The 25,786-nt window shown below is 42.0% G+C and carries 22 protein-coding genes and 1 riboswitch; of the genes, 12 read left to right on the top strand and 10 right to left on the bottom strand.

The window, feature by feature from the left end:
• The first annotated feature begins 1 nt into the window (after position 1).
• Genes MKZ02_RS21660 through MKZ02_RS21650 form a run of 3 tightly spaced genes read left to right on the top strand, consistent with a single transcriptional unit; the run spans position 2 to position 2,567 of the window.
• Complete coding sequence (locus MKZ02_RS21660) at positions 2–1,054, top strand: branched-chain amino acid ABC transporter permease (protein ID WP_340856209.1); 1,053 nt, start codon at positions 2–4, stop codon at positions 1,052–1,054.
• The gene (locus MKZ02_RS21655; RefSeq protein ID WP_340856208.1) at positions 1,054–1,833 is read left to right on the top strand and encodes an ABC transporter ATP-binding protein; all 780 of its coding nucleotides are present in this window, start codon (positions 1,054–1,056) and stop codon (positions 1,831–1,833) included. The genes MKZ02_RS21660 and MKZ02_RS21655 overlap by 1 nt, the downstream gene beginning before the upstream one ends.
• A complete protein-coding gene (locus tag MKZ02_RS21650) occupies positions 1,833–2,567 on the top strand; it encodes an ABC transporter ATP-binding protein (RefSeq protein ID WP_120036331.1) in 735 nt (244 codons plus the stop codon). The genes MKZ02_RS21655 and MKZ02_RS21650 overlap by 1 nt, the downstream gene beginning before the upstream one ends.
• Positions 2,568–2,627: 60 nt before the next feature.
• Here the strand turns inward: MKZ02_RS21650 and MKZ02_RS21645 are convergent, their stop codons facing one another.
• Positions 2,628–2,948, bottom strand: coding sequence for a thioredoxin family protein (locus tag MKZ02_RS21645; protein WP_340856206.1), 321 nt, complete (start codon positions 2,946–2,948; stop codon positions 2,628–2,630).
• Between the two features lie 94 nt (positions 2,949–3,042).
• Between MKZ02_RS21645 and queF the strand changes: the two genes are divergently transcribed.
• Complete coding sequence (gene queF, locus MKZ02_RS21640; protein WP_340856205.1) at positions 3,043–3,543, top strand: preQ(1) synthase; 501 nt, start codon at positions 3,043–3,045, stop codon at positions 3,541–3,543.
• A gap of 167 nt (positions 3,544–3,710) precedes the next feature.
• On the opposite strand, the gene MKZ02_RS21635 is transcribed toward queF, so the two are convergent.
• Positions 3,711–3,911, bottom strand: coding sequence for a cold-shock protein (locus tag MKZ02_RS21635; RefSeq protein WP_120036333.1), 201 nt, complete (start codon positions 3,909–3,911; stop codon positions 3,711–3,713).
• A 492-nt stretch (positions 3,912–4,403) separates the two neighbouring features.
• On the opposite strand from MKZ02_RS21635, the gene MKZ02_RS21630 reads away from it, so the two are divergent.
• Both MKZ02_RS21630 and MKZ02_RS21625 read left to right on the top strand, forming a co-directional pair.
• Positions 4,404–5,108 (top strand): SH3 domain-containing protein, encoded by a 705-nt coding sequence (locus MKZ02_RS21630; RefSeq protein WP_340856203.1) that lies wholly within the window; start codon positions 4,404–4,406, stop codon positions 5,106–5,108.
• 918 nt (positions 5,109–6,026) lie between these two features.
• A complete protein-coding gene (locus tag MKZ02_RS21625) occupies positions 6,027–7,958 on the top strand; it encodes a LysM peptidoglycan-binding domain-containing protein (protein WP_340856201.1) in 1,932 nt (643 codons plus the stop codon).
• Between the two features lie 297 nt (positions 7,959–8,255).
• On the opposite strand, the gene MKZ02_RS21620 is transcribed toward MKZ02_RS21625, so the two are convergent.
• Positions 8,256–8,432 carry a hypothetical protein gene (locus MKZ02_RS21620; RefSeq protein WP_182917093.1) on the bottom strand — a complete coding sequence of 59 codons (177 nt, stop codon included), beginning with the start codon at positions 8,430–8,432 and terminating at the stop codon, positions 8,256–8,258.
• Positions 8,433–8,642: 210 nt separating this feature from the next.
• On the opposite strand from MKZ02_RS21620, the gene MKZ02_RS21615 reads away from it, so the two are divergent.
• Positions 8,643–9,416, top strand: a complete 774-nt coding sequence (locus tag MKZ02_RS21615; RefSeq protein WP_259455702.1) for an SGNH/GDSL hydrolase family protein — start codon at positions 8,643–8,645, stop codon at positions 9,414–9,416.
• 488 nt (positions 9,417–9,904) lie between these two features.
• Here the strand turns inward: MKZ02_RS21615 and metH are convergent, their stop codons facing one another.
• Both metH and MKZ02_RS21605 read right to left on the bottom strand, forming a co-directional pair.
• A complete protein-coding gene (gene metH / locus MKZ02_RS21610) occupies positions 9,905–13,354 on the bottom strand; it encodes a methionine synthase (protein ID WP_340856200.1) in 3,450 nt (1,149 codons plus the stop codon).
• Entirely contained in the window at positions 13,332–15,197 is a 1,866-nt protein-coding gene (locus tag MKZ02_RS21605) for a bifunctional homocysteine S-methyltransferase/methylenetetrahydrofolate reductase (RefSeq protein WP_340856198.1), read from the bottom strand. The genes metH and MKZ02_RS21605 overlap by 23 nt, the downstream gene beginning before the upstream one ends.
• A gap of 87 nt (positions 15,198–15,284) precedes the next feature.
• A riboswitch (SAM riboswitch) is annotated at positions 15,285–15,396 on the bottom strand.
• A 146-nt stretch (positions 15,397–15,542) separates the two neighbouring features.
• Here MKZ02_RS21605 and MKZ02_RS21600 point away from each other — a divergent pair.
• Positions 15,543–16,445, top strand: a complete 903-nt coding sequence (locus MKZ02_RS21600; RefSeq protein WP_340856197.1) for a DMT family transporter — start codon at positions 15,543–15,545, stop codon at positions 16,443–16,445.
• A 78-nt stretch (positions 16,446–16,523) separates the two neighbouring features.
• Positions 16,524–17,606, top strand: coding sequence for a nitric oxide synthase oxygenase (locus MKZ02_RS21595; protein WP_340856195.1), 1,083 nt, complete (start codon positions 16,524–16,526; stop codon positions 17,604–17,606).
• 143 nt (positions 17,607–17,749) lie between these two features.
• On the opposite strand, the gene MKZ02_RS21590 is transcribed toward MKZ02_RS21595, so the two are convergent.
• From MKZ02_RS21590 to MKZ02_RS21580, 3 genes are all read right to left on the bottom strand, one after another.
• Complete coding sequence (locus MKZ02_RS21590) at positions 17,750–19,108, bottom strand: IS1182 family transposase (protein WP_340851863.1); 1,359 nt, start codon at positions 19,106–19,108, stop codon at positions 17,750–17,752.
• A 328-nt stretch (positions 19,109–19,436) separates the two neighbouring features.
• On the bottom strand, positions 19,437–20,444 hold the full coding sequence (mreBH, locus tag MKZ02_RS21585) for a rod-share determining protein MreBH (protein WP_120036342.1): 1,008 nt from the start codon (positions 20,442–20,444) through the stop codon (positions 19,437–19,439).
• A 264-nt stretch (positions 20,445–20,708) separates the two neighbouring features.
• The gene (locus MKZ02_RS21580) at positions 20,709–21,218 is read right to left on the bottom strand and encodes an acyl-CoA thioesterase (protein ID WP_120038124.1); all 510 of its coding nucleotides are present in this window, start codon (positions 21,216–21,218) and stop codon (positions 20,709–20,711) included.
• A 192-nt stretch (positions 21,219–21,410) separates the two neighbouring features.
• Between MKZ02_RS21580 and argF the strand changes: the two genes are divergently transcribed.
• Together argF and MKZ02_RS21570 are read left to right on the top strand one after the other, a co-directional pair.
• Complete coding sequence (gene argF, locus MKZ02_RS21575) at positions 21,411–22,367, top strand: ornithine carbamoyltransferase (protein ID WP_340856193.1); 957 nt, start codon at positions 21,411–21,413, stop codon at positions 22,365–22,367.
• Positions 22,368–22,478: 111 nt separating this feature from the next.
• Complete coding sequence (locus MKZ02_RS21570) at positions 22,479–23,384, top strand: LysR family transcriptional regulator (RefSeq protein ID WP_120036344.1); 906 nt, start codon at positions 22,479–22,481, stop codon at positions 23,382–23,384.
• A gap of 85 nt (positions 23,385–23,469) precedes the next feature.
• On the opposite strand, the gene MKZ02_RS21565 is transcribed toward MKZ02_RS21570, so the two are convergent.
• Entirely contained in the window at positions 23,470–24,708 is a 1,239-nt protein-coding gene (locus MKZ02_RS21565) for an aminopeptidase (protein WP_340856190.1), read from the bottom strand.
• A 178-nt stretch (positions 24,709–24,886) separates the two neighbouring features.
• Between MKZ02_RS21565 and MKZ02_RS21560 the strand changes: the two genes are divergently transcribed.
• Positions 24,887–25,294 (top strand): hypothetical protein, encoded by a 408-nt coding sequence (locus MKZ02_RS21560; RefSeq protein WP_120036346.1) that lies wholly within the window; start codon positions 24,887–24,889, stop codon positions 25,292–25,294.
• Between the two features lie 2 nt (positions 25,295–25,296).
• Here MKZ02_RS21560 and MKZ02_RS21555 read toward each other — a convergent pair whose 3' ends face one another.
• Positions 25,297–25,743: an RrF2 family transcriptional regulator gene (locus MKZ02_RS21555; RefSeq protein ID WP_340856188.1), complete on the bottom strand. Its 447-nt coding sequence runs from the start codon at positions 25,741–25,743 to the stop codon at positions 25,297–25,299.
• Between the last annotated feature and the right edge of the window lie 43 nt (positions 25,744–25,786).

Raw genomic sequence — 25,786 nt, 5'->3', positions numbered from 1 at the left:
GATGAATCATCCAAAAGTAAAAGAGCTATATAACAGGCACTATGGCGGTCTCTTGCTGTTCATAGCTGCTCTCATCATTGTTCCTTTTTTTGCTAACTCCTTTTTGTTAAGTGTCATGATCTTAGTAGGTCTTTATGCGATTGTTACAACAGGATTGACCATGCTTATGGGGTATGCGGGACAAATATCACTGGGACACGCCGCTTTTTACGGAATAGGCGCTTATGCTTCCGCTGTCATGACGGGGACTTATGGAATGCCAGGAATTGTTGGCATTCTGGTTGGTGTGGCTTTAGCAATTATCATTGCGGTTTTAATCGGCATCCCAACATTGAAGCTTAAAGAGAATTATCTAGCGCTTGCCACACTTGGCTTCGGTATCATTATTTTTACCTTTTTCAAGGAATTAAAAGAGCTTACCGGCGGCTTAAATGGATTCTTTGGTATCCCATCATTTAATTTGTTCGGATTTTCTTTTGATACGGATGTGAAATTTTACTTTTTGATTTGGGCGCTACTGATTGTCGGTATTATCTTTTCTAAAAATATTATTGACTCACGTGTTGGGCGGGCACTCCGTTCTATCCATGGCAGTGATGTGGCAGCCAATTCAATCGGAGTGAATATTCAACAGTACAAATTAAAGGTATTTGTGTTAAGTGCCATCTACGCTTCCGTTGCTGGCAGCTTGTATGCTCATTACGTGACTTTTATTAATCCAGATCTATTTACAGCGATGGAGTCGATTAACTTCCTGATTATGGTTGTTATCGGAGGATCGGCAAGTGTTTGGGGAGGAATGATTGGGGCCATTGTTTATGTTCTGTTAAACGAACTTTTAAAAGACATTATTCCGGTGTTTTTCCCGAATGTGGGAGGAGAATTCCAAATTGTCTTCTTTGGTGTACTTCTTGTTGCCATTTTAATTTATATGCCTCAAGGACTTGCACCGACACTTGGAAAGTTATGGGGACGTCTAGCGGGACGGAAATCTAAAAAGACCGCCATCACTGGACCGCCGAATGCTGATGCAACAGTGGGAGGGAGTAAATAATGAGCAAACCGCTGCTGGAAGTGAAGGGATTAACGAAAGCCTTTGGAGGTGTTGTCGCTGTTAGCGGCGTTGACTTCCATTTAAATGAAGGAGAAATCGTGGCGGTAATTGGACCGAACGGTGCTGGAAAGACAACTCTTTTCAATATGATTACCGGTGTGTTGCCGCCTACATCGGGGCAAGTGTTTTTCAGCGGGAAGGAAATAACAGGAAAACAGCCTTACCAAATTGCTGATGCAGGCATTACCCGTACATTCCAAAACTTGCAGGTGTTCGAAAATATGAGTGTCATTGAAAACATAATGACCGGTGTGCATTGCCGATTAAAAACAGGATTTCTACAGGCCGGTTTCCGGTTGATGGGTGTGAGGAAGGAAGAACAGCAGGCGTTTGATATAGCAATGAGTTGTTTAGAGAAAGTCGGAATTGCTGATCTCGCTTTTGAACCGGCAGAAGTGCTTCCTTATGGAAATCAGCGTCTGTTGGAAATTGCCAGAGCGTCTGCTTCTTCGCCAAAGCTCATTCTTCTTGATGAGCCAATGGCCGGGTTAAATCCGCAAGAGTCAAGACAGCTTGTTGATATTATTAAGAAAAAGCGGGATGAAGGAATGTCATTTCTTTTTGTAGAGCATGACATGGAAACAGTAATGGGAATTTCTGATCGCATTGTCGTTATTGATTATGGTAAAAAGATTGCCGAAGGTACGCCGGCTGAAATTTATGAAAATGAGAAGGTAATTGCCGCTTATCTTGGAACGGAAGAGGAGGAGGCGATTTGATGCTTAAAGCAACGGATATTCATACGTATCATGGCTTTCTCCATGTGTTAAAAGGAATTTCCTTTGAATTAAACAAAGGGGAGATTTTCGCTATTGTCGGTTCAAATGGGGCTGGGAAAAGCACACTGCTCGGTACAATTGCCGGCATTTATCAACAACGCAAAGGAAGCATTCTCTATGAGGGAGAGGAGGTCGGCAAGCAAAAGGTAGAAGCCATTGTTAAAAAGGGAATTTGTCTTGTACCGGAGCGTCGGCAGATTTTTGATGCTTTGTCCGTGAAAGACAACATGATGCTCGGTGCTTACCATCGCTATCGGCAAAGCAAAAAAACACTCCAAAAAGATATAGACCGCTGTTATGAATTGTTTCCAAAGTTAAAAACAATGGAAGATCGTCCCGGAGGCCTGCTCAGCGGCGGGGAGCAGCAAATGCTCGCTATTGCACGCGGTTTGATGTCTAACCCGAAATTAATGATGCTGGATGAACCATCATTGGGGCTGGCACCGCTGATTGTTAAGGACATTATGAATATCCTTGATCAGCTGCGCACAGAATTTGGCACAACCATTATTTTAGTGGAGCAAAATGTAAAAGCTGCTTTGAAAGTGGCTGATCGAGCATGCGTGATGGAACGGGGAGAGATCGCTATCGAAGGAGAAGCTAAAGCATTGATGAAGGACCCAAGAGTGCGAGATGCTTATCTAGGCGGCAAAAGCCAATCTGTTTCTGTCTAATGAATAAGGGGAATAGAGAAGGGATACTGTGAAACACAAACAGTATCCCTTTTTGCTGTCCTATATTAGTTTCAGTGAAAGTTTTATTTCTTCTTCCAACTCGTCCATCAAGATGAAACGGGCTTTTCGAAATCGTTCTTTTCCTTGAATGAAAAAAAGAACAGCTGGAACAGAAAAGACCGTATATTGACCAGAAATGTCGGGTGCTTCCGCCATATTTGCCTCCACAGCATATACATCGGGAAATTGTTTCAGCAACTCCTCTACACGTGGATGGATGGCATGACATACTGAACAGTTTGGGCCAGAAATAAAGGCAAGAACAGCCTCATGCTCGTGAAGGGCTGTCTGCAATTCGGCAAGCGATGAAATCGTATGCAAAAAATCACTCCTTTCCCTTATTGTAAATCTTTTTTGATTATCACAGCAAGCACGCTTATAATGGAAGATAGTTTGAACAGGGAGGGATCTTCTAATGGCAGGAAGAAACGAAGAAGAATTAAAGCAGGATATTTCACTTTTAGGAAACCAAGGAACGAAGTATACATTTGAATATGATCCGTCGATTTTAGAGTCATTTGACAATAAACATCCAAATCGGGACTACTTTGTAAAATTTAATTGTCCGGAATTTACAAGCCTTTGCCCGGTGACTGGTCAGCCGGATTTCGCGACCATTTATATCAGCTATATTCCTGACATCAAAATGGTAGAAAGCAAGTCACTCAAGCTCTATTTATTCAGCTTCCGTAACCATGGTGATTTTCATGAGGACTGCGTGAATATTATCATGAATGACTTGATTGAATTAATGAATCCTCGCTACATTGAAGTATGGGGCAAATTTACGCCGCGTGGCGGCATTTCTATTGATCCATACTGCAACTGGGGACGTCCGGAAACAAAGTTTGAAGAAATGGCGAATTATCGTTTAATGAACCACGATATGTATCCCGAAACGGTGGATAACCGTTAAAAAATAAAAATCATTAGTGATCATAAGAATACTATGCTATACTTGGTCTACCATTTACTATTACTTGTTTCGATTTTCCCTATTCATTCGTGAATAGGGAATTTTTATGGTGTTTAAAATAAAAACAGACTCTAATTTTAGAGTCTGTTTTTATTCGTTGATTTGTATTATGCTTTTTGAACGTTAGTTGCTTGCAATCCGCGTTGGCCTTGTTCAATATCAAATGTTACAGCTTGACCTTCGTCTAAAGATTTATAACCGTCGCCTTGGATAGCTGAGAAATGAACGAATACATCGTCTCCATCTTCGCGTTCGATAAATCCAAAACCTTTTTCTGCATTAAACCATTTCACTTTACCTTGTTCCATTTGTAATTCCTCCTCGTATGCAGCGCATACATTGTGTTACTATCCTTGCTCCAAATCTTCCAGACGAAAGTATATATATATCACTTATCAATCCTTACCGAACAAAAATAATTCCTGTTAAATGTAACATGAAAAGTTTGAATGAACAAGTGAAAATAAAATATAATCTTTATAAATGTAAAAAAGTTAAAATCCCCCCGGAAATGATGTTTATTCATTCCATCAATCTACCATTGTTACGCTCAAGGCCTAGGATGTATGCCTGCTATATCGAAAGAGAGGCAAGCTGGCATTAAGCGGCAGTATCTTTAGTGGTTTAAGGCTCCAAGAAGTTTGCTAGTGATGTGACCATGGCAGTCTATTTAAAAGAGATGACCTAATAAGGCATCTCTTTTGTTTGTTAATTTTTTTAAAAAATCTAAAAAGAACTAATTGATAGGAAAAAAGTTGTGGTATAATCATCGCATTGATAGAGAATATAGGAGGTCATTTATGAAAAAGATTGTCGGGTTCATTGCTGCTTTGATTTTATTCGCCACTTTACTACCTTCACAACAAGCAGAAGCAGCGGCTGTAAACAAGCACTATACGGTCGGTGTAGCAAAGTTAGATGTGCGTGAAAAGCCAAGTCCAAAAGCAAAAGTTATCGGTTCATTAAAGAATGGAACAGTGGTATTTGTTTACAACACTGAATCAGGTGGATGGTCGAAGATTAAATATAATGGAAAAGCGGGGTACGTAGCTTCAAGCGGGTTTGTAAATTATGATAAGGCCACCGCAGCTAAATCCCTTGTCGTAAAAGCTTCTCCAGGCACCTCGTATAAAACCGTAGGGAGCATTAAGGCAGGTCAACCAGTGCAAGTATATGGCGGTGTACCTATCGGTAAGGATCAGGGCGACTGGATTTCAGCTGATCAATATGGCTGGTCTAAAATCAAATATAAAAACAAATACGCCTATGTCAAAGCACACGAGTTGAAATTTGCTGATCCCTATAATTGGGCGCCAGGGGTGAAGGCGGCGTTTGAAGCTGATCTAGTGCGACAAGGATACGCAGATTCCATCGATACGATCAGATATAAAAAATCCGGTATTTTTGGCAATCAAGGATACTATTCAGTAAGCGCTAAGATGGATGGAGTATACTACGACTATATCGTTACGGTTAATGTAAAAACAGGCTGGTATCACGGATAATTAAATCTTCTATAGCTATATATTGTAAAGAACTGCTTATTACAGCAGTTCTTTTTATATACTTTGATTTATCATTATATCTTCTGGGCACTTATAGCAGGATAAACCAAAGATTGGTTTATTCACTGACGGTAGAAGAGAATAATAAGGAAAAATGGAAGGGAAAAGAAAACAACTAAAACGGAGAGGCTTCCATTTAAAACGAGAGGTAAAATCGACTTTTCTTACCACCTCTTGCGTGGAAGTTAGTAAAGCAAGAGAGCTTCCTTTTCACAATTATGATTCTTAATTGGTTAAAACAAAAAATAAAAAGAGTAGACCTTTCCCCAATAGTCAATCGGGGAAAGGTCATTTTTATATATATGAGAGTCGTGTTAGAAGAAACATTGTTAAATTGCAACGTAAGCCTCTTTTATTCGTTTAGGTCAAACGACTCATCTTTGTTTTTGGCAGGAATGATAAAAAGCGGTGATAATCTTCTATTCCACTCTTGTTCATTCCGTTTATTTCCATTAATTAATGAAAGCATGCGAATAGGCTGATTCTATCAATAATTGAGCTATTTTATATATATAAAAGAAAGATGAAGCAGGAAAAATTAATGAATTTTTCCTAAACTCCACGTTTGATTGTTTTAGGAAAAGAGGCACCACGAATCTTTATGCCTACTTTCATTCCTCCTTATCCTAGCCTGTATTGGTTTTATCATGAAAGCAATGGATCACGGGATTAGAAAAATAGACCCATTGCTGGGAATTTTTTTAGTATTTTAGATATATATATTATAAGAATGTCATTATTTTAACAAATTTGTTGTTTTTTCTGTTTGCGTGTAATATTTCCTATTGTGGAGAATATTGTAACGTAGATAAAATTCAATATTCTCTTGTTTGAAAAAAGATATATGGGGAGATGAGTATGGAACACGAGAAGATGGAAACTCGCCAAGAGAGGATTGCTAAGCTAAAGAAGGCGAGGGCTTATGAAAGAAACTCTAAATGGATTGGTGCAACTCTGGCTGTTTCATTAACTGCTGCATCAGTATTTGTTCAGCCGGAAGAAGCAAAGGCATGCGATTGTGCTGCCCCTTATACGGTGAAAGAGGGGGACACAATTTATTCGCTTGCCAAAAAGTTTCAAGTATCAGTCGAACAATTGAAAAGTAAAAATGGTTTTGCCTCTAATGATTTATATGTTGGGCAGCAGATGATCGTCCCAACTCTTGATGAAAATGGTCGGCCGCTTCATTTAACATTAATGGAACAAAAGAAGGATTATTTAGAAAACAATGGGGTTCATAAAGAAAGCAATGAAAAGACTGAACCATCCATCAAACCAGAAGAAATTAAAACAGGGTCAACACCATCTGGAAAATCGACAGAGGCACCAGTAGCAGTAGCTGCCATGGAGAAGCTGGATCAAACAGTCACGAAAGTAACCCCTCAACAAACAAAGATAAGCGGCTCGTTCAATCATGTTGTTCAATCAGGAGACAGCCTGTGGAAGATAGCCAACAAATACGGCACGACAGTTGAAAAGATCAGACAGGACAATCAGTTGAAAACGGATGCATTACAGATTGGCCAAAAACTAATCATTACGCCAAAAGGATCAACGGCTAAACCAGGAGCGGGACAAAAGCCGACGGAACAGCCAAAGCCACCAGCCCCATCAGGTTCAACGGTGACACATACCGTTCAATCGGGAGACAGCCTGTGGAAGATAGCCAACAAATACGGCACGACAGTTGAAAAGATCAGGCAGGACAATCAATTGAAAACGGATGCATTACAGATTGGCCAAAAACTAATCATTACGCCAAAAGGGTCAGCGGCTAAACCAGGAGCGGGACAAAAGCCGACGGAACAGCCAAAGCCACCAGCCCCATCAGGCTCAACGGTGACACATATCGTTCAATCAGGAGACAGCCTGTGGAAGATAGCTAATAAGTATGGCACGACAGTTGAAAAGATTAGGCAGGACAATCGATTGAAAACAGATGCCTTAAAGATTGGTCAAAAACTAATCATTACGCCAAAAGGGTCAGCGGCCAAACCAGGAGCGGGACAAAAGCCGACAGAACAGCCAAAGCCACCAGCCCCATCAGGTTCAACGGTGACACATATCGTTCAATCGGGAGACAGCCTGTGGAAGATAGCTAATAAGTATGGCACGACAGTTGAAAAGATTAGGCAAGACAATCAATTGAAAACAGATGCCTTAAAGATCGGTCAAAAATTAATTATTTATAAAAATAAAGAACAGACAAATAAAAAAGAGCCAGGCAAAATACCCGGCCAAAAGATAACCCAAAAGCCAAAACAGGCTTCCTCTACTGTTAATATCGTCAAGAATGATGATTCTTTATCCATTTTAACAAAAAAAACTAATATTTCGGCAGAAAATTTGACGAAAAGCAATCAACGAACGATCGTTGTCTCAACCGTCGAACAGAAAAATACGATGGCTGATGGGAAGGTAGCGGCTGTTAAACCGCCGACTGTCACTTATCACATAAAGCCAGGAGATACTTTGTATTCTCTTGCCGAGAGATTCAATACAAAAGTGAGTGCGCTTATGCAGTTAAATAAGCTTCAATACCCTGTAGCCATCATTGGAACAAGTCTTCAAGTTCCTGCGGATCATGTAAAGACAAGTCAGGGAATGATCGTTGGAGCTATTGATAATCGTTCCATCGAAGTACTAATAGATGGTTCATATCAAGTACTAGAAGTTTCGTATGGATCATCTGAATCTTATTCACACGAAGAAAATCAGCAAGTCTTGCTAACTTATACAACAGGAAGTGACGGGCAGCGTCCTGCTTTAATTAATGTAGAGAAAATTTAGGGGGAAGCGGTAGGATAGCTTCTGCCGTTTTCTCCTCATCATGTAATCGCTACTGATCTAAATGTTTAATGCTATGTATTACTGACAAGCTCCTTTGTTTGAGAGCAGTTCAGCATAATCATAAGTAATTCTCTACAGTTAATCGTTTAATCAAGGGCGACTTGTTGGTGAGTAATGGGAATGTTAAGTAAGAAAAGGGATATCACGACTTTTCAGCCAGCTGTTCATAAAAAATGAACGGCTGGCTTTTTGATTGAAGAGCTTCTAAGCAGATGATTGTGAGAATGAGTATAGGTATTAAAGATTGTTATGCTGTTGGCCGATCTCTTTAAGGCCAATCATTTCGTTGGCTACTTCAAGATTCCCGTGCTCATCCACAGATTCACCGGGAAGATATTCACTTGCATCAGTATGAAGATTCATTTCTGGTTTGGCAGGGATGAGCGGCGTCTTTTCTGGATCTTTTTTCTTCATTTAATCATCTCCTTTATTATTAATGTGGCTCAGGAGCGCCTGCTTATACAACCAATAGCTGAATAGAATAGCGGCAAAAGAAGAATCTCATTCTGTGAAGATGCAAGAGAAGGCTTTATCAAGGAGAGACTGTAAGGAGAGTTGACCGGTGCGAAAAGCATAGTATAATGGAGCGATGGTGTACTATATGAAGGAAATGGAGGAAGAAACTTGAAAAGGAAACAAACACAACTATGGGTTAGGTGGTTGGTCTTGCTTTTTTTCATCACGGCTAACTTGATTCCCATTTCTGCTGTAGCGGCAAAACAACAACGTCCTTCTTCAGCGAAGCAGGTAATTGTAGCGTTCGGAGATAGCAATACGCAAGGAACAAATTGGAAAATCAATAAGTATGATGAAAAAAGTAAATGGGTAACGAAGCTACAACAAACCCGCACAGTCATTAACTCAGGTATTGGCGGCAATACAACGGAAAATGGCCGGAAACGTTTTTCTATAGATGTATTAAATAAAAAGCCAAAAGCAGTCATTATTATGTTTGGAACCAATGATGCGGTTTTAAATGCCAAAGGGCAGCCGCGTGTATCGAAGGCCCGATTTGAAAGCAACTTAAAATATTTTACTGATGCGTTAAAAGCACGCAAAATCGAAGTGATTTTAATGACAACTATACCTGTTATCCAAGGGAATGGACAGAATGGGTATTATTACTCCCGATATGACCAGAGGCTTTATGCTAAATATAAAGGGGCCAGACAATGGCATAATTCATATAACGCGATCGTCAGAAAGGTAGCCAAAGAAAAGAAGGTTACTTTAATTGATAACTACGACATAATGACGAGATCAATGAAGGGAATAACCGACCGGAATTTAATCGATTCAGGATGGATTGATTCATCTGGCACTCATCTTACTCCACAGGGAGCAGAGGTAATTTATCGTTTTGTCAACAATGCGCTTAATGCTAAGCTTGCAAAATGACAAGCAACTGCTGCAGGGAAAACAACATTGGAAAAATGAAACAGACAATGGCTGGGAGGGGACTTTATTCTTTTTGTGAAAGTCCTTTCATGTCTATAAAAGGCGAGTTTGAAGGAGAACTAAACGTGCAGAAGCTAATTTTTTATTAGCTGTTTAACTGAGAGAAGTTAATAGGACAGTCTTTTTGTCCGCATTTATGGTTTTCTGTATTAGTTTGAGATACATAGAACAATTTATGCCCAAGCAGTTGAATTTCTCTATACAAATGAAATTACCAACTGATTATGCCATTGCTAGAGACCGTGGAGAAACAGATGTCGTGTTTGGTGAAAGTGGGCTAGCTGATGAACTGAGGGGGGATGTCACCAGAGTCCAACAGGACACCGCATGATTGCTTACTCTGTTATGTACTATCTACAAAAATAATGTTTAACGTTTATTTAATAATAAATAAAGAGCACCTCATAGCGAAGGTGCTCTTTGCTTATTTAGTTAACATTAAAGTATCGAGCATCAGGATGAGCAAAGACGATAGCAGAAACAGAAGCTTCTGGTTCCATCATGCATCCCTCGGTTAAGCGGACGCCGATTTCTTCAGGCTGTAGAAGCTTAAAGAGCTTTGTCTGGTCGTCCAAGTTTGGACAAGCTGGATAGCCAAAGGAGAAACGCTGTCCTTGGTACTTGGCGGCAAAGCGTTCTTTCATCGTAAAATCAACAGCATCCGGGAAGCCCCATTGGTCACGCATTTCTTGGTGAATCCGCTCAGCAAATCCTTCTGCCAGTTCTAAAGCTGTCGCTTGAAGAGCATGGCTTTGGAGAAACTCGCCTTTTTCCTTTAACTCAACTGATTGTTCCCGAACACCAAATCCGGCACTCACAACGAAGAATCCAACATAATCCATTTCGCCGCTATCCACGGATTTTAAATAATCAGCCAGACAAAGGAACGGTTCTTTTTGCTGGCGAGGGAATGTGAAGCGTTCAATCTCTGTTTTGCTGTCAGCAGGATCATAAATAATAACGTCATTTCCATCAGACTGGGCAGGGAAGAATTGATAGACGCTGGCTGTTTTTAAACGGCCGGATTGCAGAAAGCTGTCCACCGTTTCTTTCAAAGCAATTGCTCTTTCGTCTTGCTCAGCGAGCAGTTTTTCTACTTTGCCTTTTAACCCAAGGTGATGGCCAATTAATGTTTGGATATTAACATAAGGCTCTAAGTGAGCAACAGGGTAGTCACGCTGAAGGCGTTTCTGCAAGTCACGCGGCACGTAAACAGGAACATCCTGGCGAACTGTTTTCTTTGGCTTTTCCAATACAGCCACAGATGAAGATGGCTTCATCGTTTCCCGGTAAGCTTCTACTTCCTTGCGTTTTTCTTGCTTTTCCTTCAGTTCATTTAAGAGCTCTGTTTTTTCTTCAGTGTTTTGCAGACGTCCGGCAATAGCCAGCCCATCCATCGCATCCTTGGCGTATAGAACTGGTCCTTCATATTCCGGTGAAATTTTTGTTTCTGTGAAGCGGCGGGAAAGTGCCGCTCCGCCAACTAAGATTGGCAAATCAATGTTCGCAGCTTTCATATCCTGGGCTGTAATAACCATTTGCTGGGCCGATTTAACGAGTAGGCCGGAAAGTCCAACCATATCAGGATTTTCTCGTTTTATCGCTTCAATCAATTCAGCAGGTGTCACTTTAATGCCTAAATCGACGACCTTAAAACCATTGTTGCTTAAAATAATGTCGACAAGGTTTTTACCAATATCGTGAACATCACCTTTTACTGTAGCAAGTACAACTTTTCCTTTCCCGTTGTCGTTTTCTTTTTTCTCCATATAAGGCTCTAAAAAGGCAACAGCGGCTTTCATGACCTCAGCGCTCTGCAGCACTTCCGCTACGATAAGCTGGTTATCGTTAAATAACCGGCCAACTTCCGCCATTCCTTCCATTAATGGACCATTAATAATATCAAGCGGTGTATCGAACATCGTCAAGGCTTGTTCCAAGTCAGGGATTAAGCCTTCCTTTGTGCCCTCCACGACATAATAGCTAAGCCGGCCTTCTACTGTCTTCGGAATATCTTCCTCTTTCTTCTCTTTCTTTTTATCACGGTAAAAGTCAGTAAAGACTGCTAGCGTTTCATCATTCGTTTCAAAAAGAAGCTTCTCTGCCATCGTTATTTCTTCTTTTGGAATGGAAGCAAATCTCTCCAGCTTCTCAGTATTTACGATGGCGTAATCGAGTCCAGCTTGCGTGCAGTGATATAGATAAACGGCATTCAACACTTCACGGCCAACAGGCGGGAGGCCGAATGATACGTTGCTGACACCAAGAACGGTTAAAGATCTGGGCATTTTTTCTTTAATTAGCCGGATGCCTTCCACTGTTTCTTCGGCTGAACCGATGTATTGTTCATCTCCTGTTCCCACGGGGAAGACGAGCGGATCAAAAATAATGTCTTCAGGCGGAAGACCCCATTTATTGACGAGCAGGTCATAGGAACGCTCGGCTACTTCCAGTTTACGTTCGCGGGTCACGGCCATACCCGTTTCATCAATCGTACCCACTACAACGGCTGCTCCATATTGTTTTACAAGTGGAAGGACAGCATCGAAGCGCTCTTCACCGTCTTCTAAGTTGATGGAGTTGATGATTGCTTTTCCCTGTGAGTATTTCAAGGCTTTTTCAATAACTGCTTCATCCGTTGAGTCAATGACGAGCGGCACTTTCACCTTTTTCACGACTTCTTGCATAAAGGCTTCCATATCTTCAAGTTCATCACGATCAGGATTGGCAAGACAAATATCAATGACATGAGCGCCGCCCTTTACTTGGGCGCGAGCGATCTCTGCCGCTTCTTCATATTTGCCCTCAATGATCAATCGTTTGAATTTACGGGAACCAATGACATTTGTCCGTTCCCCGATAAATAATGGCCTCATGGAATCATCATAATGAAGGGGCTCAATTCCGGAAACAACATGTTCATGAGGCTGTTCCGGACGTCTGCGTGGAGGGATATTTTCAATAGCAGCCCTCATTGCGCGAATATGATCCGGTGTAGTTCCACAACAACCGCCGACAATATTTAGCCATCCCTTTTCGGCAAAGCCTTTAATCTTGGCCGCAAGGGACGCAGGTGATTCATGATAGCAGCCATTTTCATCCGGAAGCCCAGCGTTAGGATAACAGCTCACAAAGCTTTGAGATAAGGCAGAAAGCGAACGGATATGATCCGTCATAAATTCTGGACCAGTTGCACAGTTTAAGCCGACGGATAGCGGATGAACGTGCTCGATAGAAATGTAGAAGGCTTCGATGTTTTGCCCTGCGAGTGTGGTGCCCATCGGTTCGATCGTTCCAGAAATCATGATGGGAAGCTTTTTTCCAGTAGCTTCAAAAGCACGTTGAATACCAAGCACACCGGCTTTTACGTTCAGCATGTCCTGGCTCGTTTCCATTAATATAACATCGCAGCCGCCATCAATGAGTGCTGTCGCCTGCAATTCAAAGTCTCTGCTCAATGTGTCAAAATCTATTCCGCCTGTGACAGACAATGTTTTCGTTGTCGGACCGATAGCACCTGCCACATAACGTGGATGATCAGGCGTAGAAAATTCATCCGCGCACTTACGGGCAATTTCGGCTGCCCGCTTGTTAATCTCATAAGCCTTATCACCGAGGTTATATTCATTTAACACGAGAGCCGTGCCGCCAAATGAATTTGTTTCAATGATATCGGTGCCTGCTGCTAAATAATCCCGGTGAACTTTTTCGATTACATGAGGCGCGGTAATGTTTAAATACTCATTGCAGCCATCATATTCTTCACCGCCGAAGTCTTCCTCTGTTAAATTAGCTTGTTGTAGCATTGTACCCATTGCGCCATCTAAAAAAAGAATACGTTTTTCCAGTTCTTTTTCAATTGGATATTGTTTCGACATGAGTGATCCCTCTTTCATTCATTTTTCTATCTAACTCTTCGATGTAACGGATCAATTCAATGGACATTTCATAACGCATAAATGGAGTAATAATATAGATACCATTAAACAGCTTGGCCGCTGTATCGATTAATTCCTTGGCAATCTTGACGCCCTCAAGCGCTGCTGTTTCTTTATCATGCTCATAGGCCTTCATTCTAGCAAGCGTTTCGTCTGATAGTTTAATGCCAGGCACTTCATGATGAAGGAATTCAGCATTTCTTGAGCTTGTCAACGGCATGATACCGAGGAAAATCGGAGTCGATAAATGCTTTGTTGCTTCATATACTTCAATAATTTTTTCTTTTGTAAAAATAGGCTGTGTAATAAAGTAATCGGCTCCGCACTCAATTTTTTTCTCTAAACGTTTCACCGCCCGGTCGAGCACACGTACATTTGGGTTAAATGCAGCTGCAACGGAGAAATTAGCTTTTTGTTTTAATGGTTTTCCAGAAAAAGAAATTCCTTCATTCAGTTGCTTAATTAATTGGATAAGCTCCATGCTTGAAACGTCGTAAACAGAAGTAGCACCCGGGAAATCGCCAACTTTCGTCGGATCACCGGTAATAGCCAGCACATCGTGAAGACCTAGAGCATGCAAGCCCATAAGATGAGACTGCAAGCCGATTAAATTCCGATCCCGGCACGTAATATGAACAAGCGGGCGAATGTGATGCTGCATTTTGAGCAGGGAGCCCATTGCTAAGTTGCTGATACGTGGAGAAGCAAGCGAGTTATCAGCCATTGTAATAGCCGCCATGCCAGTTTGCTGCAAGGCTGTGGCTCCTTTAATATAAGCAGCAGTATCCAAGTGTTTAGGAGTATCAAGCTCCACAATAATCGTCCGTTCTTTTTTTACCTGCTCATGGAGCGGCGGTAACACTGGAGGAGTCGGTTCTTTAATAATAATGGGCTTTCTGGCGATTACCTTTTTCTCTGTAATTGGTGCAAGGCCAGCTAATGCTTTTTTGGCCGCCTCAATATGTTTGGGTGTGGTGCCGCAGCAGCCTCCAATAAGACGGACCCCTTCATTGCGAAGGTGAACGGCTGCCTGGCCAAAATAATCAGCCTCTGATTCATAGACGATACGGCCGTCTTCTACATCGAGAAGGCTTGCATTCGGATAGGCTGATAAAAAGGCTTTTTCAGGCAGTGTCACCTCTTCAAATGCTTGGATTGTATGATAAGGGCCGAGGCGGCAGTTAACGCCGACAATGTTTGCCCCGAGGGATTCGAGCTGATTGAACGCCTGATTTAACGAGAGTCCGTTTTGTAGAATGCCAGGTTCATGCATGGATACTTGAGAAATAATTGGCAGATCTGTAAGTTGACGAAGCAGTTGTAAAACGGTCGTTAATTCTTCAAAGTCATAATACGTTTCTAAAAGGAAGCCATCAGGTTCTTCCAGTAAGATGGCTTCTGCCTGCTGCTGAAAGGCCGCTTCAATGTCGGCAAGGGAGGCGCTGCTTTTACGGATTCCACGGATGCCGCCGATGGTCCCGAGTACGAAGCGCTCTTCAGAGAAAGCCGCCTTTTTTGCTATCCGCACGGCTGCTTTATTTAATTCCCGTACACGGTCCTCCATTCCATATCTTGCAAGCTTTAGAGCATTGGCGCTATATGTATTCGTTTGGATTACATCCGCGCCTGCTTTTATATATTCGCGATGGATTTTTTCAATGATTTCTGGCTTTTCTATATTAAGTTCCTCGTAACAAAAATCGATGCCGTAGGAATAGAGGAGAGTGCCCATGGCTCCATCAGCTGTCAGCACTTCGTTTTGCAGCCGGTCTAATAATTTCATGTGGTTCTTCCTTTCCGTAACTTTATTCTAATCATAAGAAAAAGCCTTCTTAAATTAAGAAGGCTTTACATTGTCAATGTCTGATCCTTCTTATCTCTCAAACTGATTAGACAGTTTGCTGGATTTAGCACCTAGGCCCGCTAGCGGCTGGTTGCTGAAGCTTCATAGGGCCAGTCCCCTCAGCTTCTCTTGATAAGAAATATACCTATATACAATTAGTAAGATAATTGAACATATCATATCTCTTTAAGAGGATTTAGTCAATAGAAAATTTTGAATATTCCCAGAGGATTGTCGAACAGAAGGAGGCGGGATATACTTTTATGAGATAAAGGAGGAGTCAGGTTGAATCAGCTTCGTTATTCATTATTTATTTTGGCAGGGGCATGCAGTTATGGTTTTCAAGCTTCAATCGTCAAGCTGGCAACGAATGCGGGATACCCGGCTGGCCAGATGACCGGTTCACAATATATCTTTGGACTTTTGCTGATGATCATCCCTTTCATGATAACCAAACGCATAAAATTACAGGTTAAGCAAATAGTACCATTGCTTGGGCTCGGCGTTTTATTAAGTTTGACAGGCGTATTTTATGCAACAAGTATTCAAGAGCTATCGGCTTCAATCGCCATTGTTCTGCTTTTTCAATTTACTTGGATGGGGATTCTCATTGAATCCGTTTATTTAAAGGCATTTCCATCTGTCACAAAGATCATCTCGGCTGTCCTTTTATGGGCAGGAACGCTGCTCGCCGCCGGAATTTCTTCAGAGGGAATCAACTGGGCAGACCATTCAAAGGGCTTTATTTCTGGTTTCCTTGCCGCTTTAACGTTCGCATTGTTCATTTTCTTTAGCGGAAAAACAGGAAAAGAAGTACCGGCTATTCAAAAAAGCTTTGTTATTTCTATTGGTGGGCTGGTAACGGCTTGTTTATTTGTATCGCCAGCTTTTGTAATAGATGGGACGATGACTGGGGGCTTGTGGAAATATGGTTTGCTTGTCGGACTGTTGGGCGTTCTTGTACCGGTTGTTCTCTTTGCGCTCGGTACCCCGTATGTTGACTCAGGAATGGCCACTATTTTAGGTGCTGCAGAGTTGCCTGCAGCGATGATTGGCGCTATGTTCATTGTGGGTGAACATTTAACCGGTGAACAGGGGGCTGGCATTGTGCTCATATTGATCGGGATTGCTGTGCCGCAATTGCGTAGGAATGGAAGAGTCCGACCGAAACAGCTTTCCAGCAGTTGATTTCCGCAAATTGTCACAAAGCCGAAAATAGAACAATGATATACTGTGAGTAAATGCTACTTACAGGACGGGAAATAGATGAATAAACAGTTATGGAAGCAAGCAAAAGAATTTATCACAGTTTGTTATCGGGAATTAGGCAAATCGGATGAAGAGATAAAAGCGCGGCTGTACGAGATCAAAACAGAAATTGAGGGAACAGAAAGTTATACTCAAACTTATGAAGAACTGAGCTATGGAGCGAAAATGGCCTGGCGCAATAGTAATCGCTGCATCGGACGGCTATTCTGGCAAACGCTGCACGTGTTCGATAAACGAGAAGCTAAAACAGAAAAAGAGATATTCGAAGCCCTCAGCCGTCATGTAGAATATGCGACAAATCAAGGGAAAATTCGTCCGACTATTACAGTTTTTCGTCCGTCTTCACCCCATCGGGAAGACATTCGCATTTGGAACCATCAGTTAATTAGATATGCGGGGTATAAAACAGAGACGGGAATAAAGGGAGATCCTGCTTCTATTGAACTGACCTCTATGTGCCATAAGTTTGGCTGGCGAGGGGAAGGAACTAATTTTGATATCCTGCCCTGGATTGTACAAATAGGCAAGCAACCGCCTAAGCTGCAAGAAATCGATAAGAAGCTCATAAAGGAAGTAAGCCTTATTCATCCGATATATGATTGGTTTGCTGAGCTGCAATTAAAGTGGTATGCTGTTCCAATTATTTCGGATATGAAGCTGGAAATAGGAGGCATTGAATACAAAACAGCTCCTTTTAACGGCTGGTATATGGGAACGGAAATTGGCGCACGCAACTTAGCTGATGAGTTTCGTTACAATCAGCTTCCAGTTATTGCGGAACGGCTGGAATTGGATATTCATCGAGCCGCTTCTTTATGGAAAGACCGGGCGCTACTTGAGTTGAATACAGCTGTTCTTCATTCGTTCCAGCAGGCGGGGGTAAGTGTTGTAGATCATCATACAGCCGCGCAGCAATTTAAAACTTTTGAACAAAACGAAGATCGGGAAGGTAGGCCAGTGACAGGTGATTGGACCTGGTTAATTCCGCCGATGTCTCCAGCTGCTGTTCATATTTTTCACAAAGAATACGATAACTCAATCCAAGCACCTAATTATTCTTATCAGGACCGGCCTTACTAAATTAAATGAAAAGCAGCCGCTTGAACGGCTGCTTCAGTTTGTCGACAAAAGGGGTTCGGAATAGTCTTATTCCGAACCCCTTTTGATTTTTCGGTAGTTTTAAAGCCATTCGAGAGAAAGATAGACCTCTCCGAGGTCATCATTTAAGCCATTTCTGGTTCTCGCCAAGTCCAGCTGGCCATTTTCTTGAGATTCATGGCAGCGAAAGTAAGCATCGCTTGCATCGACAATTTTTTAAGTCCCCTTAACGTTGTCCAACGCATGCCATGCTTTTCTTTTGCATCTGCGAATACACGCTCAATCGTTTCTTTTCGCTCCGCATAAATCGCTTTAACTTCTTCGTGGTGGCGAAGATGGTCGGCCTCTTCCATATATTTCTGCCAAATATGGCGTGTCACCACTTTTTGATGATTTCTGCTTTTCGTGCATTTAGCTAAAAAAGGGCAGGAGGTACAAACCTGTTTGGGTGATCTGTATTCACGATAGCCTTCCTTATTCGTCGTTGAGTAATTCAATACTTCCCCTGCCGGACAAAGGTAACAGTCAAAATGTTCATCGTACACATAGTCATGCTTTCTGAAGAAGCCCTCTTTTGTGCGCGGCCGTGTATAAGGCAAAGCAGGTGTCATGCCGTTTTCCATTAAATAACTGGCAATGGCAGGTGTTTTGTAAGCTCCGTCTGCACCAACAGCTTTAGGTTTTCCTACCTTTTCTATCACTTTCTCCATTAACGGCTCTAAGATTTGGCTGTCATGTGTGTTGCCTGGTGTGACCATTGTGCCAATTACGAATCCCTTACGGTCTGCGGCCGCGTGAAAGGAATAGGCAAATTGTTTGGTTCGTTCGTCTTTAACGTAGTAGCCACTGTCCGGATCGGTTGTACTTTCCTTGATTTCTTTTGTTTCTTCTTTATCGAACTTATCTGGCGGGAACGGCTTTTTTCCATGATCCTCTCGGTCCTGATTAATCTCTTCTTGGAGGCGTTCCTGATACGCGCGTGTTTCTTTGCGAACCATTTTCTTTTCAAATTTACGCTTATTCGCGCTAGCTTTTACATGAGTGGAATCCACAAAAACGTGCTCCGCACTAATGAGCTTTTTCTCGGCAGCTATTTTTAAGATACGATAGAAGATCTGTTCAAACAGGTCGGTATCTTTAAAGCGACGCTCGTAGTTCTTACCGAAGGTAGAGAAATGCGGCACTTTATCATGGAATCCATAACCGAGAAACCAGCGGTAGGCCATATTCGTTTCCACTTCCTCGATCGTCTTGCGCATGGATCGAATGCCAAAGGCATATTGGATAAATGTTAGTTTAATTAAAATAATTGGATCAATGCTTGGGCGGCCCACTTCCGCATACAATCCTTCCACCAAGTCATAAATAAAAGAGAAATCCATCGCTGCCTCCATTTTACGGACCAGGTGATTCTCTGGTACAAGCTGGTCTAGAGCGATCATTTCTATTTGATTCCGTTGGATTGGATTGTTTTTCGAAAGCATCTTTCTCACCTCAAGTGTTTGATCTATTTATTTTAAAACAGGTATGGTTGTACGGCTACTCTAACTTTGTAACCCCTGTTGATTGAAATGAATGGCGCAAAGACTCCTGCGGGATCAGCGGGACAGGTGAGACCCCGCAGGCGCTTTCGCGGCGAGGAGGCTCACCGCCCGCCCCGCGGAAAGCGAAGCGCCTGGAATGGAAATCAACAGCCCCCATTCACAAGCAAAATAAAAAGGACTGTAGACAAACTCTAGAATTTCATTGAGTTTGTCTACAGTCTGAAGCAGCCGCTTGAACGGCTGCTTTTTTGTGCATAGATATGTAATTTTAGCCCGTTACTTTCTGCAGGCTCTTCATTACATGGAGCGAGCGTCCGGTACCAATGGCAACAGACTCTAGTGGGTTTGGAGCTAAGTGAACAGGAACGATAATTTCTTCACTAAGCCAATCTTGCATGCCATTCAACAAGGAGCCGCCGCCGCTAATGACTACGCCCCTGTCTACAATATCACCGCTTAACTCAGGTGGAGAGTTTTCTAAAGTAACGCGGATCGTTTCTAAAATGGCTAGCAAAGATTCTTTAATAGCTTTTTGAATTTCATAAGAGCTTACTTCAATTGTTTTTGGCAAGCCGGTAACGAGATCACGACCGCGTACGTCCATTACAAGTTCTTTATGATCAACTAAAGCGTAGCCAATTTCCATTTTTATTTTTTCTGCTGTCCGTTCACCGATAAGGAGGTTATACTGCTTGCGTACGTATTGTATGATGTCTTCGTCGAGTTTATCGCCGCCGATACGGATGGAATTACAGGAAACAACGCCTCCATAAGAAATGATAGCTACCTCGGTTGTACCGCCGCCAATATCGACGATCAGATTGGCAATTGGTTCTTCTACGGGCAGATCTGCTCCAATAGCAGCAGCGACAGGCTCTTCAATTAAATGAACAGACTTGGCCCCACTGCTTTTTACTGCATCCTGAATGGCTCTCTTTTCGACAGAAGTTGCACCAGAAGGAGTACAGACGACGACGCTTGGCTTACGAATATTGAACCCTAATACTTTGCTAGCTTTTTTCATTAATCCTTTAAGCATTTCAGAGGTAATATCAAAATCCGCAATTACACCATCCTTCATTGGGCGAGTTGCAATAATCCTTCCCGGAGTTTTCCCAATCATATTTTTAGCTTCTGTGCCAATAGCAAGCACTTTTCTCGTCTCAGCGTCGATAGCTACCACGGACGGTTCATTAACAATAATCCCTTTATCTTTACTGTAAACGAGCAAATTGGCTGTCCCTAAATCTATTCCGATTTCAATTTGTCCAAACATGATCATTCCTCCAAATGGCAATCCTCTTAAGTTTCTTCCATAAGTATAAGGATGAACAATTCTCCATGTATAGGGGACAAAATAAGGAAAAAAAGAATGTTACAATGTGACTTCGATTGTTACAATGTTTTTCTGCTATAAAGATAACTATTAGCTGTATAAAAAGGAAAAAAACAAATTTCACTGTTAACAAATCTTAATTTTTGTAAACTAAAAAGCCGCTGAATGAGAGCGGCTTTCTCAATTTTCTTCCATATAGTCCGTCTATTTTCCTGCAGACGAAAAAAACTCCACAAGCTCTTTGCTATATTTTTTGCGGGCCTTTCGATGGCTTGCTCGATTGGCTGCTGTTTCATTCAGCCATTTTTCTTCATCCGTCTCAGGTACCACCTCAGGAATGGAGGACGGCCGTCCTGATTCATCGAGAGCTACAAAGGTTAAAAAAGAAATAGCAGCTACTTCTTTTTCCCCTGTCATTAGATTTTCTGATAAAACTTTCACGAACACTTCCATGCTAGTTGTGCCTGTATAAGTTACCATGGCTTCGAGGGTTACTGCATCTCCCACGCCAATTGGCTTAAGAAAATCAACAGAGTCTGTCGAAGCGGTGACTACTGCCTTTCTAGCCAATTTTGTCGCTGAGATGGAAGCAATATCGTCTATATAAGCCATTAGTTTGCCGCCAAACAAAGTGCCGTGATGATTTGTGTCAGGAGGAAGGACGTAACTGGTTTTAATAGATAACGTGTCTTTCATAGGTCTTTTTTCTCTCATATACAGCACCTCGCTAATGATTTCATACACGTAGTATACCCTATGTGAGCGAAAATCTGTTGTTTTCTTAAAAAATAGGATAATTCAGAAATTATGGTTGTATTTTAATTAGTTTTAATGTATAAATATTAAATAAGATTATAAATAAAGAATGGATCTGTAAATAAAAATAATATCTATGAGGTGAAGAGAATGATAGTGACGGATATAAAGAATAGCCAGGTGTTAAAGGGGAAAGATTTATTAAAGCTTGCAGATTATACGCCAGAATTAATCGAGACACTTATTTATTTAGCAGATGACATGAAAAAGAATAAGGAAAACTATTTGGAAGCTTTAAAAGGCCAGCTGCTCGGAATGATATTTGAAAAGCATTCCACACGGACTCGTGTTTCCTTTGAAGCGGCGATGATTCAGCTTGGTGGCCATGCGATGTTTTTAAGCTCGAATGATATGCAAATCGGACGCGGAGAAACAATCGAAGATACTGGAAAGGTGTTATCGGGTTATTTAGATGGCATCATGATCCGTACACATAGCCATTCAAGAATTGAAGCACTTGCCGAAGCGGCAAATATTCCAGTCATTAACGGTTTAACTGATTTGTATCACCCATGTCAAGCGCTTGCCGATCTTTTGACTGTATATGAAATAAAGGGGAAATTTAAAGGGCTGAAAATGGTGTATGTTGGAGATGGGAATAATGTTGCCCATTCATTGATGATCGGTTCTGTCATGGTGGGCATGGATTTTACATTAGCCACACCAGCGGGCTACGAAGCAGCACCGCAAATAATAGAAATGGCTAAAGGGATTAGCGAGCAGACAGGAGCGAAGCTAGAATTTGTTGAAAACCCACAGGAAGCAGTAAAAGGAGCCGATTTTATCTACACGGATGTATGGACGAGCATGGGGCAAGAGGATGAAGCAGAAGCCCGTTTAAAAGCATTTGCTCCTTATCAAGTGAACGAACAGCTTATGGCCCTTGCCAATCCGGAATGCAAATTTATGCATTGCTTGCCAGCCCACCGTGGCGAAGAAGTTTCAGGCGAGGTAATGGACGGGGAAGCATCCGTCGTGTTCCAGCAGGCCGAAAATCGGATGCATGCTCAAAAAGCCGTTCTTTACAGCGTGATGAAAAATAAATAGAAGCTTCCATTGAACGGACTGTTATCGGTCCGTTTTTTCTACTTATAAAAAGATATCATGGTAAAATAAATAAAACAGAACAACAGAAACGGCTGAAAAGGTGGGGGCAGAATGGAGCTTCGGCAAATCAAATATTTTATGGAAGTGGCAAAAGAGGAGCATGTTACAGAAGCAGCTCACCGCTTGCATGTGGCTCAATCCGCAGTCAGCCGGCAAATTGCTAAGTTGGAAGATGAACTTGGAGTGGAGCTGTTTTTGCGTGAAGGGCGGAACGTCAAGCTGACTTATGCAGGAAAAATTTTTTTGCAGCATATGGAAACCGCTATGAATGAAATTGATCGGGCCATCGCGGCTATAGATAATTATCTTAACCCAGAAGTCGGAAAAATTCGGCTTGGATTTCCTACCTCTTTAGCTACAACGACATTGCCGCGCGTAATTTCTGCTTTTCGAAGTCAGTACTCTGATATTGGTTTTGATTTTCATCAAGGGTCGAATAAAGAGCTACGGGATCTGGTGGAGAGAGGAGAAATTGATTTTGCCTTTGTTTCTCCAGTACCGGAAAGCACACCCGAGATTTCTACCCAAGTTTTTTTCTCTGAGAGCATGAGAGTCCTGCTTCCTAGTCATCATAGGTTAGCAAAAAAAGAAAGGATTAACTTGCGGGAACTGATGGATGATCAATTCGTTTTATTCCGCACCGGCTACGACATGAGAAAGCTCGTTATTGAAGCATGCCGGCAGGTGAATTTCGAGCCCAAGGTCGGTTTTGAAAGCGAAGATGTATATACGATTAAAGGGTTGGTAGAAGCAGGATTGGGAGTCAGCCTGCTTCCGGAAACATTGCTCGTTGAACAAACTCCCTCTGGAACAGTTAGCTTGCCTGTCGGCGTACCGCAAGTAATGAGAACGGTCGGAGTCATAGCAACGAAGGTCCGCACTTTGCCGCCTTCCGAAAAGCTATTTTATGATTTTCTTATTGATTATTATCATCGCTTAAACCAATTTAGCCTCTAAAGCTTCATACAGTGTTAGACATTAATGAATGAACAATAGGCAAAAAAGGCTGTTCCTCGTCGATGCCAGGGAACAGCCTTTTATATTAAATGCCTTCTGCCCAATTTCCGTTTCGGAAGATCGGCTCGCTTTCTCCATTTTCTTTAATTCCGTCAATATTCATGTTTTCTGAGCCAATCATAAAGTCAACATGAGTAATACTCGTATTTAGCCCGTGCTGTTCCAATTCTTCCTGTGACATCGATTTACCGCCTTCAATACAAAAGGCGTAAGCACTGCCAATAGCTAAATGGTTAGAGGCATTTTCATCAAAAAGTGTATTGTAAAAGAGAACATTCGATTCCGAAATAGGTGATTGATGAGGAACGAGGGCGATTTCGCCAAGGTAATGAGAGCCTTCATCTGTTTCTACCAATTTTTTTAACACTTCTTCGCCTTCCTCTGCTTGTACGTCAGTAATGCGCCCATTTTCAAAAGTAACTTTAAAGTTGTTAATAATGTTACCGCCATAGCTTAATGGTTTTGTACTTGACACATAGCCATCCACACCTGTTTTATGAGGAACAGTAAACACTTCTTCTGTTGGCATATTGGCCATAAACTCATGGCCTTTTTCATTGATGCTGCCGGCTCCGACCCAGAGGTGTCCATCAGGAAGTTCAATCGTTAAATCCGTTCCTGGTGCAGTGTAATGGAGCTTTTTAAAGCGCTTCTCGTTTAGATAATCTACTTTCTTATGCAACGTTTCGTCGTGTGTTTTCCAGGCCTGGACAGGGTTGTCTGTATCGGCACGGACGGCTTTGAAAATTGCTTCCCAGAGAGCGGGGACTTGCTCTTCCTTTGGAAGGTGAGGGAAGACTTTTTCTGCCCATGCTTGTGAAGGAGCAGCGATAACAGTCCAGCTAACTTTGTCAGATTGAATATATTGACGGTATTTTTTCATTGCCTGTCCGGCTGCTTTTTGGAAGTTGGCAATGCGCTCAGGATGGACTCCTTTTAATAGGTCGGGGCTGGAGGAAACGATAGACATAAATGCCGCGCCCTCTTCTGCCAATTGTTCAAGCATTTGAACGCGCCATTTGGGAAACTCTGTGAACGCTTCCTCTGGAGCCAAATCATACCTCAAGCGGGAGACTGTATCATCATCCCAATTTACCTGTACATTTTTTGCGCCTGCTTCATACGCTTTTCTTACAATTAATCGAACAAGTTGGGCGGAGTCGATAGATGTGTTAATAACAAGCGTTTGGTCTTTTTGAATGTTGACCCCTACTTTTACTGCTAACTCGGCATACTTTTCTAGCGTTTGCTCGAAGTTTGACATATGTATTCTCCTTTTTAATCAGAATAGTGAATATATTCTATTGTAACAAGAATGAAAGGAGAGACAAAATTTTAGGCTGAAAAAATTGTTTTTATGTTCTTATAGGGAAATTTTCTTTTTAAAAAGGTGTTCGTTATAATATAGGCGACAGGAGTGTCAGGAAAGAGGGGGAGAATAGGTGTCTTATCACGTTTTGCTCGTGCGAACGGCGGCTATTTTTGGTTTCATTGGGGCGATGATGGGCTCTCATATGGCAGGTGCAGGTTCTTATGCTTTCCGGCCGATCCATGCTCATATACTCGTTGTTGGCTGGCTAAGCTTGTTCGCTTTTGCTGCTTTCTATCGGATGTACGCGGTGCCGAGAAGTTCCAAGCTTGCAGGCGTGCATGTATGGAGCGCAATAATCGGTGCCATTGGGCTGACAGCAGGTATGTGGTTGTACCATATAAAGCCTTTTGGGTTGCCCGAAGCTTTTACGACAGTATGTTATATCGTGGGCGGCTCCATTTTATTGTTTAGTTTTTTATTATTTGTGTTTGTGTCATTTAAATATGGAAAAGATACTGATAAAGCCCCGAAGATGTAAGTCTAGTCTTCGGGGTTTTTTAACAGTAAGCTGCGCAGGGCTTCCGGATTGGCTGCCAGGTCTTTCAGCGTGTAGCGGTCAAGTACAGAGAGATATGCTTGCAAGGCCTGAAAGAGGACGTGTTTCAAACCGCATACTGAGGTGATCGTACAGCGATTCGCTTCGGGATTAAAGCATTCCACCAAATGAAAATCATCTTCTGTTTGGCGGACCACTTTACCGATATTAATCTCTTCTGGCGGAAGAGCAAGTCGGATGCCGCCATTGCGTCCACGGATAGTTTTAATCAGCCCGAGCTTGCCCAGCTCATGGGTCACTTTCATTAAGTGGTTTTTCGAGATTTGATAAGCTTCTGCTATCTCTTTAATATTCGATAGCTCATCTTCCCGCTTAGAAGCTAAAAAGATCAATACGCGCAATGAATAATCAGTATAGAGAGTCAGTTTCATGTGTTCACCACTACCTTTGTCTTATGTTCATTATATATCCGGG

Source organism: Pseudobacillus sp. FSL P4-0506, assembly GCF_038003025.1.
Classification (GTDB): Bacteria; Bacillota; Bacilli; order Bacillales; family Domibacillaceae; genus Pseudobacillus.
Note: the sequence above shows the minus strand (reverse complement) of the source record. Positions and strands in the feature narration are given on the sequence as shown.

Excerpts from the sequence above, each read along its gene's own strand:
- MKZ02_RS21660 (WP_340856209.1), top strand. The coding sequence starts at position 2 with ATGAATCATCCAAAAGTAAAAGAGCTATATAACAGGCACTATGGCGGT.
- MKZ02_RS21655 (WP_340856208.1), top strand. The coding sequence starts at position 1,054 with ATGAGCAAACCGCTGCTGGAAGTGAAGGGATTAACGAAAGCCTTTGGA.
- MKZ02_RS21650 (WP_120036331.1), top strand. The coding sequence starts at position 1,833 with ATGCTTAAAGCAACGGATATTCATACGTATCATGGCTTTCTCCATGTG.
- queF (WP_340856205.1), top strand. The coding sequence starts at position 3,043 with ATGGCAGGAAGAAACGAAGAAGAATTAAAGCAGGATATTTCACTTTTA.
- MKZ02_RS21635 (WP_120036333.1), bottom strand. The coding sequence starts at position 3,911 with ATGGAACAAGGTAAAGTGAAATGGTTTAATGCAGAAAAAGGTTTTGGA.
- MKZ02_RS21630 (WP_340856203.1), top strand. The coding sequence starts at position 4,404 with ATGAAAAAGATTGTCGGGTTCATTGCTGCTTTGATTTTATTCGCCACT.
- MKZ02_RS21625 (WP_340856201.1), top strand. The coding sequence starts at position 6,027 with ATGGAACACGAGAAGATGGAAACTCGCCAAGAGAGGATTGCTAAGCTA.
- MKZ02_RS21620 (WP_182917093.1), bottom strand. The coding sequence starts at position 8,432 with ATGAAGAAAAAAGATCCAGAAAAGACGCCGCTCATCCCTGCCAAACCA.
- metH (WP_340856200.1), bottom strand. The coding sequence starts at position 13,354 with ATGTCGAAACAATATCCAATTGAAAAAGAACTGGAAAAACGTATTCTT.
- MKZ02_RS21605 (WP_340856198.1), bottom strand. The coding sequence starts at position 15,197 with ATGAAATTATTAGACCGGCTGCAAAACGAAGTGCTGACAGCTGATGGA.
- MKZ02_RS21595 (WP_340856195.1), top strand. The coding sequence starts at position 16,524 with ATGAATAAACAGTTATGGAAGCAAGCAAAAGAATTTATCACAGTTTGT.
- MKZ02_RS21590 (WP_340851863.1), bottom strand. The coding sequence starts at position 19,108 with ATGCTTTCGAAAAACAATCCAATCCAACGGAATCAAATAGAAATGATC.
- mreBH (WP_120036342.1), bottom strand. The coding sequence starts at position 20,444 with ATGTTTGGACAAATTGAAATCGGAATAGATTTAGGGACAGCCAATTTG.
- MKZ02_RS21580 (WP_120038124.1), bottom strand. The coding sequence starts at position 21,218 with ATGAGAGAAAAAAGACCTATGAAAGACACGTTATCTATTAAAACCAGT.
- argF (WP_340856193.1), top strand. The coding sequence starts at position 21,411 with ATGATAGTGACGGATATAAAGAATAGCCAGGTGTTAAAGGGGAAAGAT.
- MKZ02_RS21570 (WP_120036344.1), top strand. The coding sequence starts at position 22,479 with ATGGAGCTTCGGCAAATCAAATATTTTATGGAAGTGGCAAAAGAGGAG.
- MKZ02_RS21565 (WP_340856190.1), bottom strand. The coding sequence starts at position 24,708 with ATGTCAAACTTCGAGCAAACGCTAGAAAAGTATGCCGAGTTAGCAGTA.
- MKZ02_RS21555 (WP_340856188.1), bottom strand. The coding sequence starts at position 25,743 with ATGAAACTGACTCTCTATACTGATTATTCATTGCGCGTATTGATCTTT.